This window comes from Paenarthrobacter sp. GQ52 (assembly GCF_059759005.1).
Genome location: NZ_JCAXEJ010000006.1, coordinates 160,388 through 180,014, shown reverse-complemented (window position 1 = coordinate 180,014; position 19,627 = coordinate 160,388). Strand labels below are relative to the sequence as shown.

The window sequence follows — 19,627 nt, the reverse complement described above, 5'->3', positions numbered from 1 at the left end:
GCTCCTTGGCCCGGCTTAGTCCGTCTGCTGGCCGGGACAAGAAACTGTCAGGGGAACGGGGCATAATGTCGCAAATGGGGAAATTGAAAAAACACAGCCTTGTACTTGGTCTCGTATCGCTGGTCACGGCTGGTTCATTGACCGCCTGCGATGACGGCCGCGCCGGTGCGGAAGGAGCAGCCAAGCAGCTCGCGTCCTCGCTGGCAGCGCTCGACGTCGGCCAACTGGCCGTTGAGGGCAAGGACCCTGCCGCGGCCAACGATCAACTCAAAGCCGTGTTCGAGGGACTCGACGCCAAGCCGGCGGTCGCATCCGGCGACGTAAAACTCGACGGCGACACCGCAACATTTCCCCTTAACTACACCTGGAACATCGGGTCGGCCAAGTGGGATTACAGTTCCGAGGCCACGCTGAAGAAGTCCGGCGACAAGTGGGCTGTCCAATGGACCCCCGCACTTCTGGCTCCCGAACTCTCCGAGGGTGAAACCCTGTCGGTCAAAACAGTTCCCGCCCAACGCGGTCAGATCCTCGGCGCCGGGGATGCTGCGATCGTTGAGGACCGTCCGGTCTTCCGTGTGGGCATCGACAAAACCAAGGTTCCGGCAGAGCAGGCCGACGCTTCTGCCCGTGCCATGGCGACGCTGCTCGGACTCGATGCAGAAGAATACGCCAAGCAGGTTGCCGCCTCAGGTCCGCAGGCTTTCGTCGAGGGCATCGTGCTGCGTGCCTACACGGCGGAGATCACTGAGGCGAAAATCGAGGCCATTCCGGGCGGTTCGAGCATCCTGGACTCCATGGCTTTGGCTCCCACCCGGACCTTTGCCCGCGCCTTGTTGGGCAGCGTTGGCCAAGCCAGTGCCGAACAGATTGAAAACTCCAACGGTGCGCTGCGTGCCGGGGACACCACGGGCACCGGCGGCCTGCAGCAGAAGTACGACTCCTTACTGCGAGGTAAAGACGGCGTGGAAGTTCTCGCCACGCCCGAGGTGAAGTCTGAAGGCGAGACGCTCGGCACTAAGGTGTTCTTCTCGTCACTCCCGTCCCCCGGCACTACGCTCAAAACCACCCTTGACCTGAAACTCCAGCAGTTGGCCGAAGAGACGTTGGCTGGTGTTGGACCAGCGTCGGCCATTGTTGCCCTCAAGCCGTCTACCGGAGCTGTCCTTGCTGCCGCGTCCGGACCCGGCAGCAACGGGTACAACACGGCTCTGCTTGGTCAGTATGCGCCCGGGTCCACGTTCAAGATCGTCGATTCCCTGGCGATGTTCCGCAACGGCGCCACACCGGACTCGAAGGTTGAATGCCCCTCAACGCTGACTGTGGACGGCCGCACGTTCAAAAATGCCGAAGGCTACCCCGAAAGCTCCCTTGGCTCGGTGGCCCTGCGGGACGCGTTCGCACACTCCTGCAACACTGCCTTCATCAACGCCCGTGATGCAGTCAGCCAGGACCAGCTCGAATCCGCAGCCCAGGCCCTCGGCGTAGCGGTTGAAGCTCCCAAGCTTGGCGCTGACGCGTTCCTGGGTTCGGTTCCTGGCGCTGCCGAGGGTACCGAGCACGCCGCTTCCATGATTGGCCAGGGCAAGGTGCTCTTTTCCCCGCTCTCGGCCGCGGTCATGGCTGCTTCCGTCGCCAACGGCGCTCCCGTTTCTCCGCAACTCGTGTTGAACGCCGATGGCGCCCAGAACGCTGACGCTGCCCAGAACTCCAGCGCCAGTGCCGCGCCCACCGAAAGTGGCGGCGCGTCGCCGTCGTCCGCTTCAGTAAGCGCCGCTCCCGTGTCACCGGCGTCCACCAAACCGATCACCAAGGAAGAAGCCGCTGCGCTCTCAGACATGATGCGGGCGGTGGTGACCTCCGGGCACGCTGGATTCCTCGCGGAAGTCCCCGGGACGCCGGTAGGGGCAAAGACCGGTACCGCGGAATTCGGGAATGACAACCCGCCCAAGACGCATGCCTGGATCGTCGCAACGCACGGGGACCTGGCAGTTGCCGTGTTTGTGGAAGAAGGCGGCCTCGGTGCCACCACCAGCGGACCCCTGCTGAAGTCCTTCCTTACCGCGGCTGGCTGACACCGCTTGGGTGCGGAGCCAGCCGCACCTTCCAGAGCAAGAGAACTGTTCGCGGGATGGGCCAGAGAAGGGCCAAAGCCAGGACCGGCACCAGGAAAAGTCCGACGTCGGGAAACTGGCGGACGATGACGGTGAGGTTCGTGTCAAACCTGGCGGGTGCATAAACGAAGCACAACCATAGTGCGAACGCGTCCAAGACAAGCGCGCTGAAAACCAAGGTGAGTGGCTTCCACTTTGGGGGTGATGTGCGGCTCCTGAGCAGGATGGAAAGTGCCAGCCACAAACTGAGCAACTCTGCGAGCAGCAATGCCAGTGCGACGACCCAGCTGTAGCGCTGCAGCCAGTCCTCCTGCACAACTGTTGGCGCAGGGGGCTGACCGTGGAGGATCCGCAGGACATTGGTATCCACGGCCTTCAGTCTTGAGGGTGCCGAGGTGTCATTGGCGTTGATAACCAACGCGACACCAATTCCGGAAGCGGGAATCATTGCCAGATACGTGTGCGAGTTGCCCCACTCGCCCTGGTGTTCCAGCAGCAGCGGCAATTCTCCGTCAAGTGGTTGCTTGGAAGTATCCGCGGACTCCACAAGTGGACGGGTGAACCACCCCATGCCGTACCCCTTGGAGCCGTCCACCTGTACGCGGGGCTCGAACATCGCGTTCACGCTGTGCGGCTGGAGGACGCGGGCTTCGCCGTACCGCCCCTGCCCCAGCAGTGCCGTTAACTCGTGACCCAAGTCCTCGGCGGAGGAGTACATGGTGGTGGACGGCATGCCTGTGGCTGGCGCAGGTGCATCCGTCTGACCCCAGAACGAGCCAAACCATAATGAATACCCGGCAGCCACATTGTCAGCACGGGCAGCCGCCTGCGTCGGGTGGCTGTGGATCATGTCCAAGGGTTCGAAGACGTGCTGCCTCACGTAATCGCCGAAAGGCTGGCCTGAGACTGTTTGAACCAGGAGGCCCAGAATGTTGTAGTTTGCGTTGGCATACCCAAAGGCTTCGCCAGGTGACCTGGCCAGAGGAGCGCCTGACAGTGCACGGACACCTTCTTCCAGGGCCTTGGGACCTTGGGTGTCGCTGCCTTCAAACGCCGTACCTGCTGAAGCCATTCCGCTGGTTTGGTGCAGCAGATGGCGGACTGTGATCGCGGACGCGCGGCTATCCTTCAATGCAAACCACGGCAGGTACGTCTGGACAGGCTCATCCAACTCCAGCCTGCCCGCCTCAACCTGCTGCATCACGGCAATTGCTGTGAGTGACTTGGTGGTGGACGCCAGGAGCACCGGCGTCTTAGCGGTCATGGGCCTTCCCGAGTTGTCGGCGCGGCCAAACGCAGCCGAATGCACCTGGATACCGTGCTGGACAACCACGACGGCGGCACCGGGAACCCCGAGCGTCTCAAGCTGGTCCTGGAGGAAGGTGTCCAAGGCCTCGTAGGCCGATCCGGTGATCTCCGCATTCTCTGCCGGGATGGCGGCGTTACCGGCTGCCGGCGGGCCAAGGCCTCCCACCATAATGGCGGCCAGCAAACAAGCGAGAAGGCTCCGCGATGACCGGGAACCGATTTGCATGCCATCACCTGCCCTGGGCTGACTGTCCCTTCACGGTAGCTCTTCACGGCAGAGGGGGACAGAAGGAAAACCATGCACCGCCAGCGGGGCGTAAGTCAGCCCGGGCACCCAAGCCGGCTGCCGCCGTCGAGCGCTATTACGCCGCCGTGGGAGGATTGAAACGTGGCCCATATTGACGTTTCCGGCATCGACTACTTCCTCTCCGACGGCACACAGCTGCTCAACGGGGTGACTTTCAAGGTCCCCGACGGCACCAAGACGGCGCTCATCGGACCCAATGGAACGGGCAAGACCACCCTGTTCAAGATCATTTCCGGCGATCTCACCCCTGACGAAGGTGTGGTGGGCCGTTCCGGAAACATGGGCATCATGCGGCAGTTCGTTGGGCAGGTCCGTGACGAATCGACCGTCCGGGACCTCCTGGTTTCCACAGCACAGGCCGGCCTCGCCGCTGCTGCGAAGGCCGTGGAGGACGCCGAGCTGGCCATGATGGAGCACGATGACGAGCCCACGCAGATGAAGTACGCTCAGGCGATCGTGGACTGGGGAGACGCCGGCGGGTACGACGTCGAGACCGTCTGGGACGAAGTGTGCATGGCAGCACTCGGAATTTCCTTCGATAAGGCGCAATTCCGCCGCGCCTCCACGTTGTCCGGTGGTGAGCAGAAGCGCTTGGTGCTCGAAGCCTTGTTTGCGGGTCCGGATGAGCTCTTGCTCCTGGACGAGCCGGACAACTACCTGGACGTCCCTGGCAAGCGTTGGCTGGAGGGGAAACTCAACGAGTCCAAGAAGACTGTGCTGTTCATCAGTCACGACCGTGAGCTGCTTAACAACGCCGCCGGCCGCATCGTCACGCTCGAGCCCGGCATCAACGGTGCCGGGGCGTGGATTCATGGCGGTGGCTTCGGATCCTACGTTGAGGCACGCGCTGACCGTAACGCCCGGTTCGAGGAACTCCGCAAGCGCTGGGACGAGGAGCACATCAAGCTCAAGGAACTCGTCAATATGTACAAGAACAAGGCCGCGTTCCGCTCCGACATGGCTAACAGGTACCAGGCAGCGCAGACCCGCCTCGCCAAGTTCCTGGAAGCCGGCCCGCCCGAGGCATTGCCGATCGAGCAGAACGTCAAAATGCGCCTCAAAGGTGGTCGAACGGCCAAGCGAGCTGTGGTGGCCGAGAAGCTCGAACTGACCGGACTCATGAAGCCGTTCTCCACCGAGATCTGGTTTGGCGATCGCGTTGGTGTGCTCGGTTCCAACGGTTCCGGCAAGAGCCATTTCCTGCGCCTCCTCGCCACCGGCGGCACAGACCCCGAGCGCGAGCACCTCCCGGTGTCCGACGTCGTGATCGCTGAAGTGCCCCACGAGGGCACTGTGAAGCTGGGAGCCCGCATCCGGCCCGGCTTCTTTGCCCAGACACACGTCCGCCCTGATCTGTTGGGCAGGACCTTGTTGGAGATCCTGCACCGTGGAGACGAACACCGCTCCGGCCTTCCCCGCGAGGCTGCAGCTGGAGCCTTGGATTCGTACGGCCTGGCCGGTCAGTCCGAGCAGAAGTACGAGTCCTTGTCCGGTGGCCAGCAGGCTCGTTTCCAAATCCTGCTCCTGCAACTCTCCGGCGCCACCCTGCTGCTGCTCGACGAGCCCACGGACAACCTGGACCTTCACTCGGGCGAGGCTCTGGAGCGGGCCATCGATGCTTTCGAAGGCACCGTCCTGGCAGTCACGCACGACCGCTGGTTCGCCAAGTCCTTCGACCGCTTCATGATCTTCGGCTCGGATGGCAAGGTCTACGAGTCCGAGGAACCTGTTTGGGACGAGAAGAGGGTGGAGCGCGCCCGCTAACCCCGGGCGCTCTCTCACATTCCAGGGGTATTCCGCGAACGCTCTTGCACCTGCTGCGAGAGCGTTTCGCTTTAGGCCATGGGATGTGCGAGAGCGTCGGTGCGCAAATGATCACACCGGATGATTAATTGAGCAAACATTGCTACGGTTGAAGCATGGGAACTGCTGACCGCCACCGACTCATTGGCGAGTTGTTGCGCACCCGCGAAGAAGCCACGGTGGATGAACTCGTCCAAGCGACGGGAGCCTCCGGCGCCACCATCCGCCGTGACCTCGAGAGCCTCGCTGCCAACGGTGTGCTGAAACGGGTCCACGGGGGCGCCCGCAGCCTGGTGGCCCGAGGCGACAACCCCGGCTACGGGCAACGCGAGTTGGAAGACCACGACGCCAAAATACGGATCGCAGCAGCCGTGGACGCGCTCCTCAAAGACCGCGAACACGTGTGGCTGGACAGTGGATCCACTGCCACGGAGATCGCACGCATGCTCAGCAAGCGCGAACTCACCGTGATGCCCATGTCCTTGCACGGCGTGGAGGCACTGACGCGTACCAAGGATGGTCGCACACCCGAGCTCATCCTCCCAGGTGGCAGCCTCATCCCAGGTGAGCAATCCTTCCGGGGACCGATGACGCAAGCCAACATCCGCTCCCTAAGGTTCGACACCGCCGTCGTAACTCCCTGTGCCCTCAATCTGAAAGACGGCCTGCTGGCCCACGACCTCGAGGACGCCGCAGTCAAGCGCGCCGGTCTGGAATCGGCAAGCCGGGTGATAGTGGCGGCTTCAGGAAGCAAATGGAATGCCAACGCGCTAGCACTCGTTGCAGCCATGGACACCGTGGCCGTCATCGTGACAGACCAGGAACCACCCCCCGAAGATCTTGCCCGGCTCAACAAACTCTCCGTGGAAGTTGTGATTGCATGACCACCAACACCAGAAGCACCACCAACGTCAACGCCGCTGCGGTGGCGACGTTCCTGATCTTCGGCATGAACGGTTTGGTCTTCGCCAGCTGGGCTGCCCGCATCCCCGCCGTGACCGAGGCACTCAGCCTGACGTCCGGCCAGATGGGCACTCTGTTGCTCTGCACCGCCGTCGGGTCCTTGCTGGCGCTTCCATCAGCCGGATGGGTGGTGGGCAGGATCGGTACAGCCAATACGGTCCGGGTGGCCGGCATCGTGGCTGGGGCTGCCGGCGCGGCAATCGCCTTCTCACTGATGGCCGCGTCCGTTCCGGGCACAGCCGTTGCCCTGTTCTTCTTTGGCATTGGCATCGGCCTCTGGGACGTGGCGCAGAACATTGAAGGCGCCGACGTCGAGCACCGGCTCAAGCGCACCATCATGCCGCAGTTCCATGCTGCCTTCAGCGGCGGCGCGTTCCTGGGCGCACTGATCGGTGCCGGCCTCTCCCAACTGGGTGTCGGCTTGCCGGAGCACTTGTTGGTCATCGCGGCCATCGCCGTTGCCTTGGCGCTGACGGTCCCCAAATACTTCCTGCCGCACGCGGTTGAAGAAATTCACGACGGCGGCGTGGCCGCTGAGAAGGGCCCCACGGCTTGGCGGGACGGCAGGACGCTGCTCATCGGCGTCGTGGTCCTCGGCGCCACCCTCACCGAAGGGGCGGGCAACGACTGGATCGCGAAGGCTGCAGTGGACGGGCTCGGCGCCTCGGAATCCACAGGCGCGTTGCTGTTCGCACTCTTTGTTCTTGCCATGACCATCATGCGGTTCTTCGGCGGCAAGGCGATCGACAAGTTTGGACGAGTGAACGTCCTCCGGGCCAGCATGGCCGCGGCCGCCGTTGGCCTTGCATTGTTCGTCTTCGCCGGCAATGTAATCCTGGCAGGCGTTGGAGCGGCCCTCTGGGGCATCGGCGCGGCGCTGGCTTTCCCTATGGGAATGTCAGCCGCAGCGGATGATCCGAAGCACGCAGCTGCACGCGTGTCAGTGGTTTCCACCATCGGCTACGTAGCGTTCCTGGCTGGCCCGCCACTGCTGGGCTACTTGGGCGACCACACCGGAATCCACTTGGCCTTGCTCGCCATCGGAGCGCCTATTTTGCTTGCCCTGCTGCTTGCCGGCGTTGCGAAGCCCTTGCCGCCCAAATAGTCTGTCCGTCCGCTTGGGCATTCTCCTTGATGCATATATCGCGGAAACGCCACCACATCAGCAGGACAATGCCGGCGGCGAGGCACGCACCACCCAGTACGTCGCTTAGCCAATGGGCCGAAAGGTAGGTGCGGCTGATCATCATGGCGATAACACCAATGACTGCCATCAGTGCCATCCACCAACGTCCCATCAGTATGGAAAGCACCAGCAGGAAGGCAGTTGTCGCAGAGACATGCCCGGAGGGGTATGAACCTGTATCAGATAAAACCCTGGCGCCCTCCGGCCTATCTCTACCCACCACGGCTTTGGCAAGCTGCGTCAGCGACAGCACGACGATGCCGCTCAACGCGGCGAAGACCGCCGCCATGGGTCGCTGCCATATGACGAGCGAAATCGCGAGCACCACATGGAAGACGAGCATCCCCGCGTAGCCGGCCCAGTTGAGGACGACGTTGACTCCATCCCAGAAGGGTGAGTGCAGGCTGAAGGCGTAGGCCTGCCAGATGGTGTCCACGCCGTTGAATGCCGGCTCCCCTTGCCCTGCCATAAGCAGCACCCCGGGAACTGCGAACGCACAGAGCAGGAGCACTCCGGGGGTGACCAACTGCCAGCTGGGAGGTTGACGCGGATGGAGTACACGAATCATCCATTCATCGTAGCGACGGCAGCTTGGCGACACCGGCAGGCGTTAGTGTGATGGGATGCGAGGCTTCTTGGGCAAAGGCCCCAAACGGGTTGCGAGACTAGATCATTTCCTGGTCCGGGCTGTGTCCCGGCAACCCCAGGGTGATCACGACGTGTTCTTTCGCGAACTCTCGGCCGCGGCCACCAAAGGCAAACTTTGGTTCGGTATTGCAGGGATCATGGCTACTTTCCCCGGTAAGCCCCGGAGGGCAGCCCTGCACGGCCTCCTTGCCTTGGGTGTTGCCTCCGGGGTTACGAATCTGGTCTTCAAAACGGCGCTGCCCCGGACCCGACCGCTGCCCGAGCATTTGCCCATCTTTCGTTTCGTGCACCCCCAGCCGATCAGTTCTTCCATGCCGTCCGGTCATTCCGCGTCGGCGGTTGCCTTTGCAGTAGGCGCCGGTATTGTTTCCCCGACGCTGGGCGCCTTGTTGGCTCCCATCGCTGCGGGCGTCGCCTACTCGCGCGTGCACACGGGTGCCCATTGGCCCTCCGATGTGGTGTTCGGTTCCGCCCTGGGGGCGGGAGCGGCCTTACTGACCCGCAAGTGGTGGCCAGCGCGACCGCCCGAACCGACTCCCCGGCGGACTCCTGCGGAGGCACCGGCAATTTCCGACGGCGGAGGGCTGAGTATCGCTGTCAACGTCCTAGGTGGTTCTTACTCCCCCGAGACTGCGGAATTGTTGAAAGTTATATTCCCTAAGGCCTATATACGGGAAATTGCTGAGGGTAAGGACGTCGCGGCCGAGATCGATGCGGCGGCAACCCGGCCAGGCACCGTTGCGCTCGGTGTCTGGGGCGGTGACGGAACGGTTGGCACTGCCGCGGCTGCCGCCGTCGAGCATTCACTGCCCCTCCTGGTGCTTCCGGGCGGAACCCTCAACCACTTCGCCCGCGACCTCGGCACCAGCTCGATTGACGATGCGATCGATGCTGTGACTAAAGGACATGCAGCGTCCGTCGACCTGGGACACGTGGTGGTGCAGCGGGGCCTCCCCGAGACGCCGGAGACCACGAATCTGGCCATGCTGAACACTGCCAGCGTCGGCGTGTATCCCAACTTGGTGAGGCGGCGGGAGCGGCTCCAGCCAGCCATGGGCAAACCGCTGGCCAGCTTGGTGGCGTCCCTGCGTACGTTCGGCGTGAACTCCCCCACCACCCTCCTGGTGGATGGGGTGAAACACAAGCTGTGGATCCTCTACATGGGCAGGGGCCGGTTCTATCCCAGCGATCACGCGCCGCTTCGCAGGCCAGTGTTGGACGACGGTGTTTTCGATCTGCGCATGATCACAGCCGATGAGCCGTTCGCCCGGGCGCGACTGCTGTGGGCGGTAGTGACCGGCACCGTTGCCGCCTCCAAAGTCACCCACCTGACCGAGGCCACCACCATCACGGTGGAGGCTATTGGGCAACCATTGGTCCTGGCGGTTGACGGGGAGCCGAAGCCGGGGGTCCGCAGTGCGACGTTCACTGTGAAACCGCGCGAGCTCACCGTGTACTCGCCGCTGCCTGTGGGCTGAGTTGACTTCCCGGATTGACCGGACCGGGTCATCCGCGAGGACTACCCTGACTGAACCCTGAATCATCCCTGAGACAGGCGATTTACCGCCCCTCCGTGAGTAGCGTTGTAGGTACATTCAAAACTCACTTGCACACACATGTGCTCCGAGGAGGGGAACGCTTCCATGATCGAAGCAAAAGGCCTGACCAAGGTCTACGGCGAGAAGACCGCCGTTGGCGGCGTCAATTTCACTGTCCAAGCCGGACGGGTGACGGGCTTCCTGGGCCCGAACGGTGCCGGCAAGTCAACAACAATGCGCATGATCATGGGACTGGACGCTCCTACGTCGGGTTCTGTAACCGTGAACGGTGAGCCCTTCGCCCAGCACAAGGCGCCGCTGCGCGAGATTGGTGCCCTTCTGGACGCCAAGGCTGTCCATACGAGCCGCACTGCCTACAACCACCTTCTTGCCATGGCGGCGACGCACAGCATCCCCAAGAGCCGGGTTCGTGAAGTTATCGAGATGACCGGCCTGGGTGACGTTGCCAAGAAGAAGGTCAAGGGATTCTCGCTCGGAATGGGTCAGCGCCTCGGAATAGCCGCCGCGCTGCTGGGCGATCCGCAGACCATCATCCTGGACGAGCCGGTCAACGGCCTCGATCCTGAAGGCGTGGTTTGGGTTCGCAACCTCGTCAAGTACCTGGCCTCCGAAGGACGCACAGTTTTCCTGTCCAGCCACCTCATGAGTGAGATGGCGCTGACGGCAGACCACCTGATTGTGATCGGTCGAGGCAGGATCATTGCCGACGCACCCATCGCCGAAATCATCACCGGCAAGGGCCAAGCACGCACCCGGGTCCGCACTGATCAGCCGGAACGCCTCATGCAGCTCCTTGCCGGAACCGGTGTCTCCGTGGAGGTCCACGAACGCGAACTGCTGGAGGTTTCAGGGTTGGATCCCCGAGGCATCGCACGCACCGCCTTGGAGAATCAGGTCATGGTCTACGAGCTGACCCCGCTCCAGGCGAGCCTTGAAGAGGCTTACATGGAACTCACCAAGGACGAGGTCGAATACCACTCGCACATCACCACCGGGGCCTCGGTTCCCGCTCAGGTCGGAGGGAAATAAACATGAGCACCACTACCTTGGACCGCAAGTCCATCCGTAACTCCGTCGGTCCCGGACCGGCGTTCCACCGTGTACTCAACTCGGAATTCATCAAGTTCCGCACCTTGATGTCCACTCTGATCCTCCTGGCCTCCACGGCACTGGTCATGGTGGGCTTCGCAGCTCTCTCGGCCTGGGGAACAGGACAGTTTGCGGAGCAGGCCGCCGCCGACCCCGAAGTGGCAGCCGCCATGGCTGCCCAAGGCGGGGACCTGGCAGTCAGCATCCCCACGTCAGGTATTTCGTTCGCCCAGCTCATCCTCGGTTCCTTGGGCGTCCTGCTCATGAGCTCCGAGTTCACCACCGGCATGGCACGCTCAACGTTTGCCGCCGTTCCCAAGCGGCTCACGCCATTCCTGGCCAAGCTGATTGTGGTCATGGTCAGCGCCTTCCTGCTGACAGCGGTGTCCATTTACATCGCCGGCCTGGTGTCGCTACCAATCGTTGATACCTACGACCTCAAGCTGGATCTCGGCAGTTCGCAATCCATCAAGCTCCTCCTGGTCAACAGCCTCTACGTTGCAGCTGTGGCGGCCATTGGCATGGCCCTGGGAACAATCGTCCGTAACTCGGCCGGTGGCATCATGAGCCTGGTGGGACTCCTGTTCGTTGCACCCATAGCTTTCCAGCTCATCCCCGGCGACTTCTTCAAGGAAGCCAACAAGTACCTGCCCACCAGCACCATCACTCCGATGACCGCCGTCGAGCACGTCCCGGACACGCTGGAAGCGTGGCAGGCTGCGCTGGTTCTTGGTGCTTGGGTGGTTGTGCCGGTAGCACTGGCCATGGTTCTGCTCAAGAAGCGGGACGTCTAGGACGGGGTTGCCGTCTAGGCTCAATCCATGACTGAAGTTTCGCAGATGAAGGACGCGTCGGGCACCACGGCCGACGCGTCCTTCGCTGAAATTACCCAGCGCCGCAGGGGCAGGATCCGGCGCTACTTCTACAAGCGCCCACGGGCCATGGATGCCGTGGTGATCCTTTGCTACCTTCTGTTGGCGTTGCCCACCATCATTACCTCGATCATCGATGGCAAGTGGCTCGTGGTGGCAATCCTGCTGTTGATCGCCATCGCGTTGATTTTCAGGCGGCAATTCCCGCTTCAGGTGGTGCTCGCCATCGCGCTTCTGGAAATCGCGGCCACCATCCTGAACCCGTGGGGCTCGAACGTTTCTGCGGGTCTTTGGTTTGCGCTCTATGCTGTGGCGTCCCTGAGGAAGCGTGCGCTGACGCTGGTGGTTTTCGCCGCAGCCAGCCTGCCCCTGAGTCTTCTCTACTTGTTCATGTGGACGAGCCCCAGCCAGATGGACAACTTGCAGGACGTCCCGGAGAACTTCCACCTCATCAACAACATCGCCACTGCGGCATCCATCATGCTGTCCAACCTCCTGGCTACTGGCATCGGCATCTCGGTACGGCAGCGCAGGGAGCATGAAGCGGAGATCGCGGCGTGGGCCGCGCGGACCACGCAGCTCGGCAAGGTCACCGAGCGCAACAGGATCGCCCGCGAAATGCACGACGTCGTGGCCCACTCGCTGACAGTCATGATCAGCCTCTCAGACGGGGCCGCCGTGGTGGTCAAGAAGGATCCGGATCGAGCCGGTGAGGTCCTCGGCGAACTGTCACGCACCGGAAGGGCCGCACTGGCCGATATGCGCAGGGTCCTCGGGGTTCTACGGGATGACTCCGGGCGACCGGCACCGCTGACGCCCCTTGAATCCGGTCAGAACCTGGCGAAACTCCTGGACGGTTTCCGCACCGCCGGATTGCCGCTGCACTACGCCCATTCGGGGCCGGGCCTCCCGGCCGACCCCGCTTTTGAACTGACCGTCTACAGGATCGTGCAGGAGTCGCTGACCAACGTCCTGCGGTACGGTCGGTCGCTGAGCCGAGTTGACGTGCACGTGGCCCGCGACGGCGATTTGGTCACCATTGACGTGCTCGACGACGGCCGCGGAAGCCGCGAGGGCAGCAGCGAATCCGTGGGCAGCCTTGGGACCGGACAAGGCATTGCGGGAATGAATGAACGTGCCGGAATCTATGCTGGAATCGTTACTGCCGGTCCGGGAAAAAGGGGAGGCTGGGCAGTCCATGCCGAGCTCCGCTGGAACGGCGAAAAGGGGGAATCATGACCGAAGACAACATCAAAGTGCTGCTGGTGGACGATCAGCCACTGCTGCGGATGGGCTTCCGGCTCATTCTTGAAGGCCAAGAGGACTTCCACGTTGTGGGCGAGGCTTCCGATGGGATTGAGGCCGTGCGCCAGGTTGAGGCCCTGCAACCGGACGTAGTGCTGATGGACGTACGCATGCCCGGCATGGACGGCATTGAAGCCACGCGTAGGATCTCGGATTCAGGCTCCGATGCACGGGTCATCATCCTGACCACGTTCGACCTTGATGAGTACGCCTTCACCGGACTACAAGCCGGGGCCTCCGCATTCCTGCTCAAGGATGTTGCTCCCTCTGAGCTGGTCCACGCGGTGCGCCTGGTTGCCAGTGGCGATGCTGTGGTGGCGCCACGTGTTACGCAACGGCTGCTGGAAACTTACGTTCGCGGGGGCGTCGTGCCCGGTCACGCGCCGAGTCCGCATCGGGACCCGCTCCTGGATGAACTCACACCGCGGGAAACGGAAATCCTCACCACCATCGCGGAGGGCCTCTCCAACGCTGAGATCGCCCACAAGTTCTTCCTATCCGAGGCCACGGTGAAGACCCACGTCCGCCGAATCCTGAGCAAGCTGCAGCTCCGGGACCGGGTGCAGGTTGTGGTTTACGCCTACGAAACCGGACTCGTGGTGCCGAGCAACCCGGACTACTGACACTCAGTCTGCCCTCGAAATAGCTTGCTGCCACGTTTGCTGCGCGTCCGGAGATACATGAAATGCAAGCACCATACGAATCCGATGGGGAGGTTCACAGAGCCCTTTCCCTTCTTCGGCTGAAGGACAGGGAACTGGTCATGTTGATTGTCTGGGACGGATTCGAGTCGCTGAGGCAGGGGCGATTCTGGGACTCTCTGCAACTGCGTCGAGGACCCGCTACTCGCGCGCGCGAAAGCAGTTGAAGGACACTCTGGAACGTAGTCCTGAGTCTAAGGAGTAGCCACACAGGCGGACGTGACGTGCGTTATATACATTCACAAATGCATTTAACGCTCATTAGGGCTTGGTTCTGTGTTACCTTCGTCACTACAAGCGCCGCTTCGGCTCCCCACCCCGAAAGTTCCCGGCGTGCCGTTCGCATCTGTCAGTTAACGGAGACAAGACATGGAATCTTCTACACCCCTGAAGCTGGACCATCCATCCGCCGCCCTTCCGGCCCCGGTGGAAACCGGCCTGCGCCGGTCAATGGGGCCGCGGCACTTGATCATGATCGCGATGGGAGGTGTCATCGGTTCAGGCCTGTTCCTGAGTTCCGGTTACACCATCTCCCAGGCAGGTCCCCTCGGTGCCGTCATTGCCTATCTGGTGGGAGCCTTCGTGGTCTACCTGGTGATGGCCTGCCTCGGAGAGTTGGCCATTGCTTACCCGGTCTCCGGCGCCTTTCACATCTACGCTTCCCGTTCCATCGGTCCGGCAACAGGCTTCGCTACCGCTTGGCTTTACTGGCTCTGCTGGGCTGTGGCAATCGGATCTGAGTTCACAGCCTCAGGATTGCTCATGCAGCGGTGGTTCCCGGATATTGAGGTCTGGGTGTGGTGCCTCGTCTTCGCCGCCATGCTGTTTGGGTTCAACGCCTTTTCCTCCAAGTTCTTTGGAGAATCCGAATTCTGGTTCTCAATCGTCAAGGTGGGGGCCATCATTGCCCTGATCGTCTTCGGCGGGGCTGCCCTGTTCGGCTTCCACCCACTGTCGGAGTCCAACAACCATCCGTTCCTCTTGGAGAACTTCAACACTTCGGGTGGTCTATTCCCCAACGGCTTCACCGGCGTCCTGGTTACTGCGCTGGCCGTCTTCTATGCCTTTTCCGGCTCGGAACTCATTGGCGTAGCGGCCGGGGAAACCAAGGATCCGGCCAAGAACATCCCCAAAGCCATGCGCAGCACAGTCATCCGCCTTCTGATCTTCTTTGTGGGTGCCATTGCAGTCATCGCGGCTACTGTGCCCTTCGACCAGGTGGGGCTGGACGAGAGCCCCTTCGTCACGGTCTTTTCCTCCGTAGGTATCCCCTTCGCGGCGGACATCATGAACTTCGTCATCATTACCGCGCTTTTGTCCGCCGGGAACAGCGGCCTGTTCTCCTGCGCACGCATGCTCTATTCGCTGGCAGATGAAGGGCATGCCCCCAGAGCGCTCAAGCGCCTGACCCGGCGTGGAATACCCCTTATTGCCCTTTCCGTCAGCATGGTGGGTGGGCTGGCATCGCTGGTCAGCAGTGTGGCTGCACCAGAGACCGTCTACCTTGCCCTTGTTTCCATCGCAGGCTTCGCCGTTGTGGGCGTATGGATGTCCATTACCGCATCCCATTTCTTCCACCGCAGGGCTTTCGTCCGCAATGGTGGGCGCGTGGCGGACCTGGCTTACAAGGCGCCTCTATTTCCCTTGGTGCCTATCTTGGCCTTTGCGCTCTGCCTGGTGTCCCTGGTGGGTATAGCTTTTGACCCTTCCCAGATTGCCGCCCTGTACTTCGGTGTTCCCTTCGTGGCCGCCTGCTACCTGTTCTTCCACTTCCGGTATGGCCGGAAGTCCAGGGCAAAGCGTCCTGCTTGATCTGACCCTTGCACCAAGCTTCGCGGCCGGCCGAATTGTCGGTCGCGAAGCCTGTTTTGCCAGCAAGCCGCAATGACCGTGCGCTAACGCCCGCGTGTGAGAATTGCGTGAACGGCTTGATGGAAGGAGCAGTTTTCGTGGATGTGTCTCCAGAAGCGTCGTCATTGGCGCAGGGCCTTCGTCTTGTTCGCTTGGTAACGGACCGCGAGAAGCAGGGCCGCCAACTCCTGGGAGTGTCGCAGTTGGCGGCAGAGCTGGACATGGAGCAAAGCCGGGTGTCCCGGTTGGCTCAGGAGCTGTGTGACCTGGGTCTGCTCGAACGCGTAGACCGCGGTCCCTTTCGGACAGGACCGCGGTTCTTCAGTCTCGCTGCCGCCCTCAATGCCGGTTGGGTTCATCAGTCACGTGCTGAGCTGGAGGAGCTGGTGTCTGCTCTCGATTTGAGGTCCCGACTCTCGGTGCGCGACGGCGTCAGGGTTCTCTTGTTGCGTTCGTCCACTAATAACTCGGTGCTGGGTGGGTTCGCCAAGCCCGGCATGGTCACCCCGGTATGGTGCACGGGTTCGGGGCGGGCATTGCTGTGGGATCACTCAGTCACCGAGTTGGAGTCCCTGCTCGCCGAGGTCAATTTCATCGGCGTCGGCGGCCCGGCTGCAGCGCATTCTGCAGCGGAGGTCGCAGGACTCATGGAACGCGACCGAACCCAGGGTTTTGTGCTGGCCGCCGAAGAGTTTGAACACGGAGTATGGGAGTTGGCTGTCCCTGTCCGCGAAAGCGGGGGCCGAATTGCGGCTGCCCTCAGCGTTCTGGGTAGCCGGTCAAGCCTTGAGGCGGCCGCCCCCGAGATTGCTGCGGTTCTTCAGTCCGCTTCAACGCGGCTGGGTGCCGGGGCGGAGCTCGCTGTCCAAGGTTGAATGAGGGACGACCTGCGTCCGCCCACCTGGACCTCAAGCCAATCACGCCATGAGCCGAGTGCTATGGCGAACGCCTCCCGCTGGGGTCCGATGCGTGACTTGGGCCCAACGACCTGCAGCGCCGCTGCGACTTCCCCCTTGAAGTCCCTGATCGGGGCGGCCAGTGAGTAGAGCCCGGGCTCGGCCTCCTCATCGACTATTGAGTAGCCACGGGTGCGCGCTTCGTTGAGCCGTTTCAGAAAGTCGTCGACGGACACCGGCGTATTGGGCCCGTGTTTGACGAACTCCACGCCATCAAAGATCTTCCGTATCTCATCCTCTTCGGCATCCCAAAGGAGTGCTTGACCGGCGTCACTGCAGTAGGCGGGGTAGGGGCGGCCAAGCCATGAACCCACCAGATTGGCACTGTCCGGAACTTGCTCGCCGATGGTAACCGTACTGTTTCCGCTGAGCACGCCCAGAAAGCAGGCCTCGTTGGTTTCGGAAGCCAGGCCTTCCAAGGCAGTGAGGCCGTCAGTCTTCAGCCGCTGCTCAGTTACCAATTGGGCGTCTGTCAGGATCGACCAGTCCAAACTGTATTCACGCTGCCCGGTACGCCTGAGGAAGCCTTCCTGCTGTGCACCTTTGAGGCTCCGCGAAACCTGACTACGGTCCTTGTCCAGGCGGGCTGCGATGTCAGCCACCTTGCCGCCGTCGAATCCCTCGGCATGACGTGCCCCCACTGCAAGGAGGGCCATCATTCCACGGCCCATGCTGGAGGTCTTTGACATGGATCGATTCTAGCCACCCGGCCGGGGCACGCGTGTATGGGATGGAAGTTCTAGTGGATGGAGAAGACGCGAGCCGGGAAGCCACTTCCCTCGAGCGGTTTTGCCCACGTTGCGATCAGGGCGGCCCCCGCCTCAGGAACGTGATCCAGGTTGGCCATTAGTTCGATCTGCCATTTGTCCTGGGAGAGGACATAGGTTTCCAAGCTGAAGTCCTTGCGGGAGGTAGCCATTCCAGGGTCGGTGTCAGTTTGTTCGTGGCCGACGGCGGTGACTTGGCACTTTTCGATGAGGTACTCCAGGACGTCCCGAGACCACCCGGGAGTATGGCTTATTCCGGCGTCGTCGACGTTCGCCATTGCTGCGGTGTCAGGCCAGCGGCGGCTCCATCCAGTGCGCAGGGCCACGAATGCACCTGCCGGGATTTTCCCGTTACGCGATTCCCATTGCAGGACATCGTCCACACTGGGCGTGGCATCCGGGTCGGCCAGGACCCGGTTGCTGATGTCCAGGACAACCAATGGCAACACCATGTCCTCGACGGGAAGCTGATCGAGCGTCCGCCCGCCACGGACAAAATGCGACGGCGGATCCACGTGGGTGCCCCACTGGCCCACTATTGAATACCTGTGGGCAGTGAAACCGTCACCCTTCTCCAGATCGAAGAGGGTTTCCCTGGCCTCGTCCGGGAATGCCGGAAAGCGGGGCTGGCCCGGATGAAAGGCATGGGTCAGGTCGGTGAAAGTTCTGTTGAGGAGAAGTGGCGCCAAGTCCTGCCATAGGGGGGAGCTCATGATGCCAGCCTCGTTTCGACCTGAGCGGCGCTGCTGGAGACACTGAGTGGTCCCGAGACTTCGATGACGGGAACTTCCCACGGGTGGATGTCGACTATCCGTTGAACGAGTGCTTGGACAGCGGACTGATCCAGGGCGTCGTCAAAGTAGGTGGTGAACACGAACGTGGGTGAGATTGTTCGCTGGCCTATGGTGCCCAGCGTGGGGTTGGCGCCCTCGGCCACGGTGAAGCCTTCGAAGCCTGCGGAAGACTCGAAGACATGGTGATAGTTACCGAAGCCGCCGAGTTCCGGAGTGGCTTGCAGTTCCTCGAGCAGGGATGTGATGCCCGCATCCGCGTTCAATGCCTGGAGGTTGCCCCCCGCCAGTTGCGTCATTGTCTCCACGGGAATGGGCCAATGGATGCGAAGCTTGCGCACCGCTTTGAGTTCAATGTTCATGGGGGACCCTTCCGTCAGTATGTCTTCGAGATATCGTGCCACGACGTGACGAGCATTACAAGCATATGAAAATGTTTATAATGCACATCATGCCCCTATCTTCACAGCCGCGGCACAGTTTCCCCATGTACAACCCATAGGCGCGGCGCGTTTCATGGATGCATGACAACTCCTCACCCCGACCACGATCGTGGCCTTGAATTCGACCTCTCCACGCTCTTGAGCCGGCGTCGCAGCTTGGGGGTGCTCCTCGGTGCCGGAACGGCAGCAGCCCTGGCGGCCTGTACGCCGGGTACGGGAGGCGGCAGCGCATCGCCGTCGAGCGCTGCCACAGCTACCGCCACCGTTACTGAAGGCGCGACGGCGGCCGCGTCGCCAACCGCTACGAGCACCGTGACCCGTGCCTTCGCAGAATGCGGAGTGGAGATCCCGGAGGAGACTCTTGGGCCCTACCCGGGCGACGGTTCCAATGGCCCCAACGTGCTGGAGGCGTCCGGGGTGGTCCGTCGCGACATCAGGTCCAGCTTTGGAACTTCCAGCACAAAGGCCGAGGGCGTGCCGCTGACAGTGACCCTGACGCTCCTGGACAACGCGAACGGTTGCGCTCCTTTGGCCGGTGCCGCCGTGTACGCCTGGCACTGCGACAAAGACGGGAAGTACTCGCTTTACGATTCAGGCATTGAGAATGAGAACTACCTTCGCGGCGTCCAGGAAGCCGACGCCAACGGGCAACTCACCTTCAGTACCATTTACCCCGGTGCCTACAACGGCCGTTGGCCTCATATTCACTTCGAGGTATTTGAGTCCATGAGCAACACCTCGGCCGCCGGGCAGGTGCTCGCCGTCTCGCAGATAGCGCTCACTGAGACTGCCTGTAAGGAGGTTTACGCAACGTCCGGCTATGAGTCCAGCGCCCGAAGCTTCCCGAACACTACCCTGACCTCGGACAACGTCTTTGGTGACGATGGAGGCATATACCAGCTGGCGACTATGTCCGGTTCCGTGGCGGGTGGTTACACGGCCGCGTTGAACGTCACCGTTTAGGCCG

Annotated in this window: 17 protein-coding genes; 12 read left to right on the top strand and 5 right to left on the bottom strand. The window is 62.1% G+C overall.

Annotated features, from left to right (window positions below; translation table 11 throughout):
* Nucleotides 1-74: 74 nt before the first annotated feature.
* Nucleotides 75-2,072 (top strand): penicillin-binding transpeptidase domain-containing protein, encoded by a 1,998-nt coding sequence (locus AC6CH8_RS10775; protein ID WP_498190454.1) that lies wholly within the window; start codon nucleotides 75-77, stop codon nucleotides 2,070-2,072.
* Here AC6CH8_RS10775 and AC6CH8_RS10770 read toward each other — a convergent pair.
* The gene (locus AC6CH8_RS10770) at nucleotides 2,056-3,645 is read right to left on the bottom strand and encodes a serine hydrolase domain-containing protein (RefSeq protein ID WP_498190452.1); all 1,590 of its coding nucleotides are present in this window, start codon (nucleotides 3,643-3,645) and stop codon (nucleotides 2,056-2,058) included. The genes AC6CH8_RS10775 and AC6CH8_RS10770 overlap by 17 nt on opposite strands.
* A gap of 162 nt (nucleotides 3,646-3,807) precedes the next feature.
* On the opposite strand from AC6CH8_RS10770, the gene AC6CH8_RS10765 reads away from it, so the two are divergent.
* The 3 genes from AC6CH8_RS10765 (at nucleotide 3,808) to AC6CH8_RS10755 (ending at nucleotide 7,597) form a co-directional block, all read left to right on the top strand.
* A complete protein-coding gene (locus AC6CH8_RS10765; RefSeq protein ID WP_091464216.1) occupies nucleotides 3,808-5,490 on the top strand; it encodes an ABC-F family ATP-binding cassette domain-containing protein in 1,683 nt (560 codons plus the stop codon).
* 155 nt (nucleotides 5,491-5,645) lie between these two features.
* Entirely contained in the window at nucleotides 5,646-6,413 is a 768-nt protein-coding gene (locus tag AC6CH8_RS10760; RefSeq protein WP_498190450.1) for a DeoR/GlpR family DNA-binding transcription regulator, read from the top strand.
* Nucleotides 6,410-7,597 carry an MFS transporter gene (locus AC6CH8_RS10755; protein WP_091464212.1) on the top strand — a complete coding sequence of 396 codons (1,188 nt, stop codon included), beginning with the start codon at nucleotides 6,410-6,412 and terminating at the stop codon, nucleotides 7,595-7,597. The genes AC6CH8_RS10760 and AC6CH8_RS10755 overlap by 4 nt, the downstream gene beginning before the upstream one ends.
* On the opposite strand, the gene AC6CH8_RS10750 is transcribed toward AC6CH8_RS10755, so the two are convergent.
* On the bottom strand, nucleotides 7,542-8,246 hold the full coding sequence (locus AC6CH8_RS10750) for a phosphatase PAP2 family protein (RefSeq protein WP_498190448.1): 705 nt from the start codon (nucleotides 8,244-8,246) through the stop codon (nucleotides 7,542-7,544). The two genes, AC6CH8_RS10755 and AC6CH8_RS10750, sit on opposite strands and share 56 nt — an antisense overlap.
* A 55-nt stretch (nucleotides 8,247-8,301) precedes the next feature.
* Between AC6CH8_RS10750 and AC6CH8_RS10745 the strand changes: the two genes are divergently transcribed.
* From AC6CH8_RS10745 to AC6CH8_RS10715, 7 genes are all read left to right on the top strand, one after another.
* The gene (locus AC6CH8_RS10745; RefSeq protein ID WP_498190446.1) at nucleotides 8,302-9,804 is read left to right on the top strand and encodes a bifunctional phosphatase PAP2/diacylglycerol kinase family protein; all 1,503 of its coding nucleotides are present in this window, start codon (nucleotides 8,302-8,304) and stop codon (nucleotides 9,802-9,804) included.
* Between the two features lie 165 nt (nucleotides 9,805-9,969).
* Nucleotides 9,970-10,914: an ABC transporter ATP-binding protein gene (locus AC6CH8_RS10740; protein ID WP_091464204.1), complete on the top strand. Its 945-nt coding sequence runs from the start codon at nucleotides 9,970-9,972 to the stop codon at nucleotides 10,912-10,914.
* A 2-nt stretch (nucleotides 10,915-10,916) separates the two neighbouring features.
* The gene (locus AC6CH8_RS10735; RefSeq protein WP_091464201.1) at nucleotides 10,917-11,768 is read left to right on the top strand and encodes an ABC transporter permease; all 852 of its coding nucleotides are present in this window, start codon (nucleotides 10,917-10,919) and stop codon (nucleotides 11,766-11,768) included.
* A 27-nt stretch (nucleotides 11,769-11,795) separates the two neighbouring features.
* Nucleotides 11,796-13,085, top strand: a complete 1,290-nt coding sequence (locus AC6CH8_RS10730; RefSeq protein ID WP_498190444.1) for a sensor histidine kinase — start codon at nucleotides 11,796-11,798, stop codon at nucleotides 13,083-13,085.
* Nucleotides 13,082-13,774 (top strand): response regulator, encoded by a 693-nt coding sequence (locus AC6CH8_RS10725; RefSeq protein WP_091464196.1) that lies wholly within the window; start codon nucleotides 13,082-13,084, stop codon nucleotides 13,772-13,774. The genes AC6CH8_RS10730 and AC6CH8_RS10725 overlap by 4 nt, the downstream gene beginning before the upstream one ends.
* Nucleotides 13,775-14,221: 447 nt before the next feature.
* Nucleotides 14,222-15,664 (top strand): amino acid permease, encoded by a 1,443-nt coding sequence (locus AC6CH8_RS10720; RefSeq protein ID WP_420179513.1) that lies wholly within the window; start codon nucleotides 14,222-14,224, stop codon nucleotides 15,662-15,664.
* Nucleotides 15,665-15,801: 137 nt separating this feature from the next.
* Nucleotides 15,802-16,578 carry an IclR family transcriptional regulator gene (locus AC6CH8_RS10715; RefSeq protein ID WP_498190441.1) on the top strand — a complete coding sequence of 259 codons (777 nt, stop codon included), beginning with the start codon at nucleotides 15,802-15,804 and terminating at the stop codon, nucleotides 16,576-16,578.
* Here AC6CH8_RS10715 and AC6CH8_RS10710 read toward each other — a convergent pair.
* From AC6CH8_RS10710 to AC6CH8_RS10700, 3 genes are read right to left on the bottom strand one after another with little or no spacing between them, the layout of a single operon-like run.
* Entirely contained in the window at nucleotides 16,524-17,348 is an 825-nt protein-coding gene (locus AC6CH8_RS10710) for an IclR family transcriptional regulator (protein ID WP_498190439.1), read from the bottom strand. The two genes, AC6CH8_RS10715 and AC6CH8_RS10710, sit on opposite strands and share 55 nt — an antisense overlap.
* 50 nt (nucleotides 17,349-17,398) lie before the next feature.
* Nucleotides 17,399-18,139: a cyclase family protein gene (locus AC6CH8_RS10705; protein WP_498190437.1), complete on the bottom strand. Its 741-nt coding sequence runs from the start codon at nucleotides 18,137-18,139 to the stop codon at nucleotides 17,399-17,401.
* On the bottom strand, nucleotides 18,136-18,579 hold the full coding sequence (locus tag AC6CH8_RS10700) for a hypothetical protein (protein WP_420179509.1): 444 nt from the start codon (nucleotides 18,577-18,579) through the stop codon (nucleotides 18,136-18,138). The genes AC6CH8_RS10705 and AC6CH8_RS10700 overlap by 4 nt, the downstream gene beginning before the upstream one ends.
* A 162-nt stretch (nucleotides 18,580-18,741) precedes the next feature.
* On the opposite strand from AC6CH8_RS10700, the gene AC6CH8_RS10695 reads away from it, so the two are divergent.
* The gene (locus AC6CH8_RS10695) at nucleotides 18,742-19,623 is read left to right on the top strand and encodes an intradiol ring-cleavage dioxygenase (RefSeq protein WP_498190435.1); all 882 of its coding nucleotides are present in this window, start codon (nucleotides 18,742-18,744) and stop codon (nucleotides 19,621-19,623) included.
* Nucleotides 19,624-19,627 lie beyond the last annotated feature (4 nt).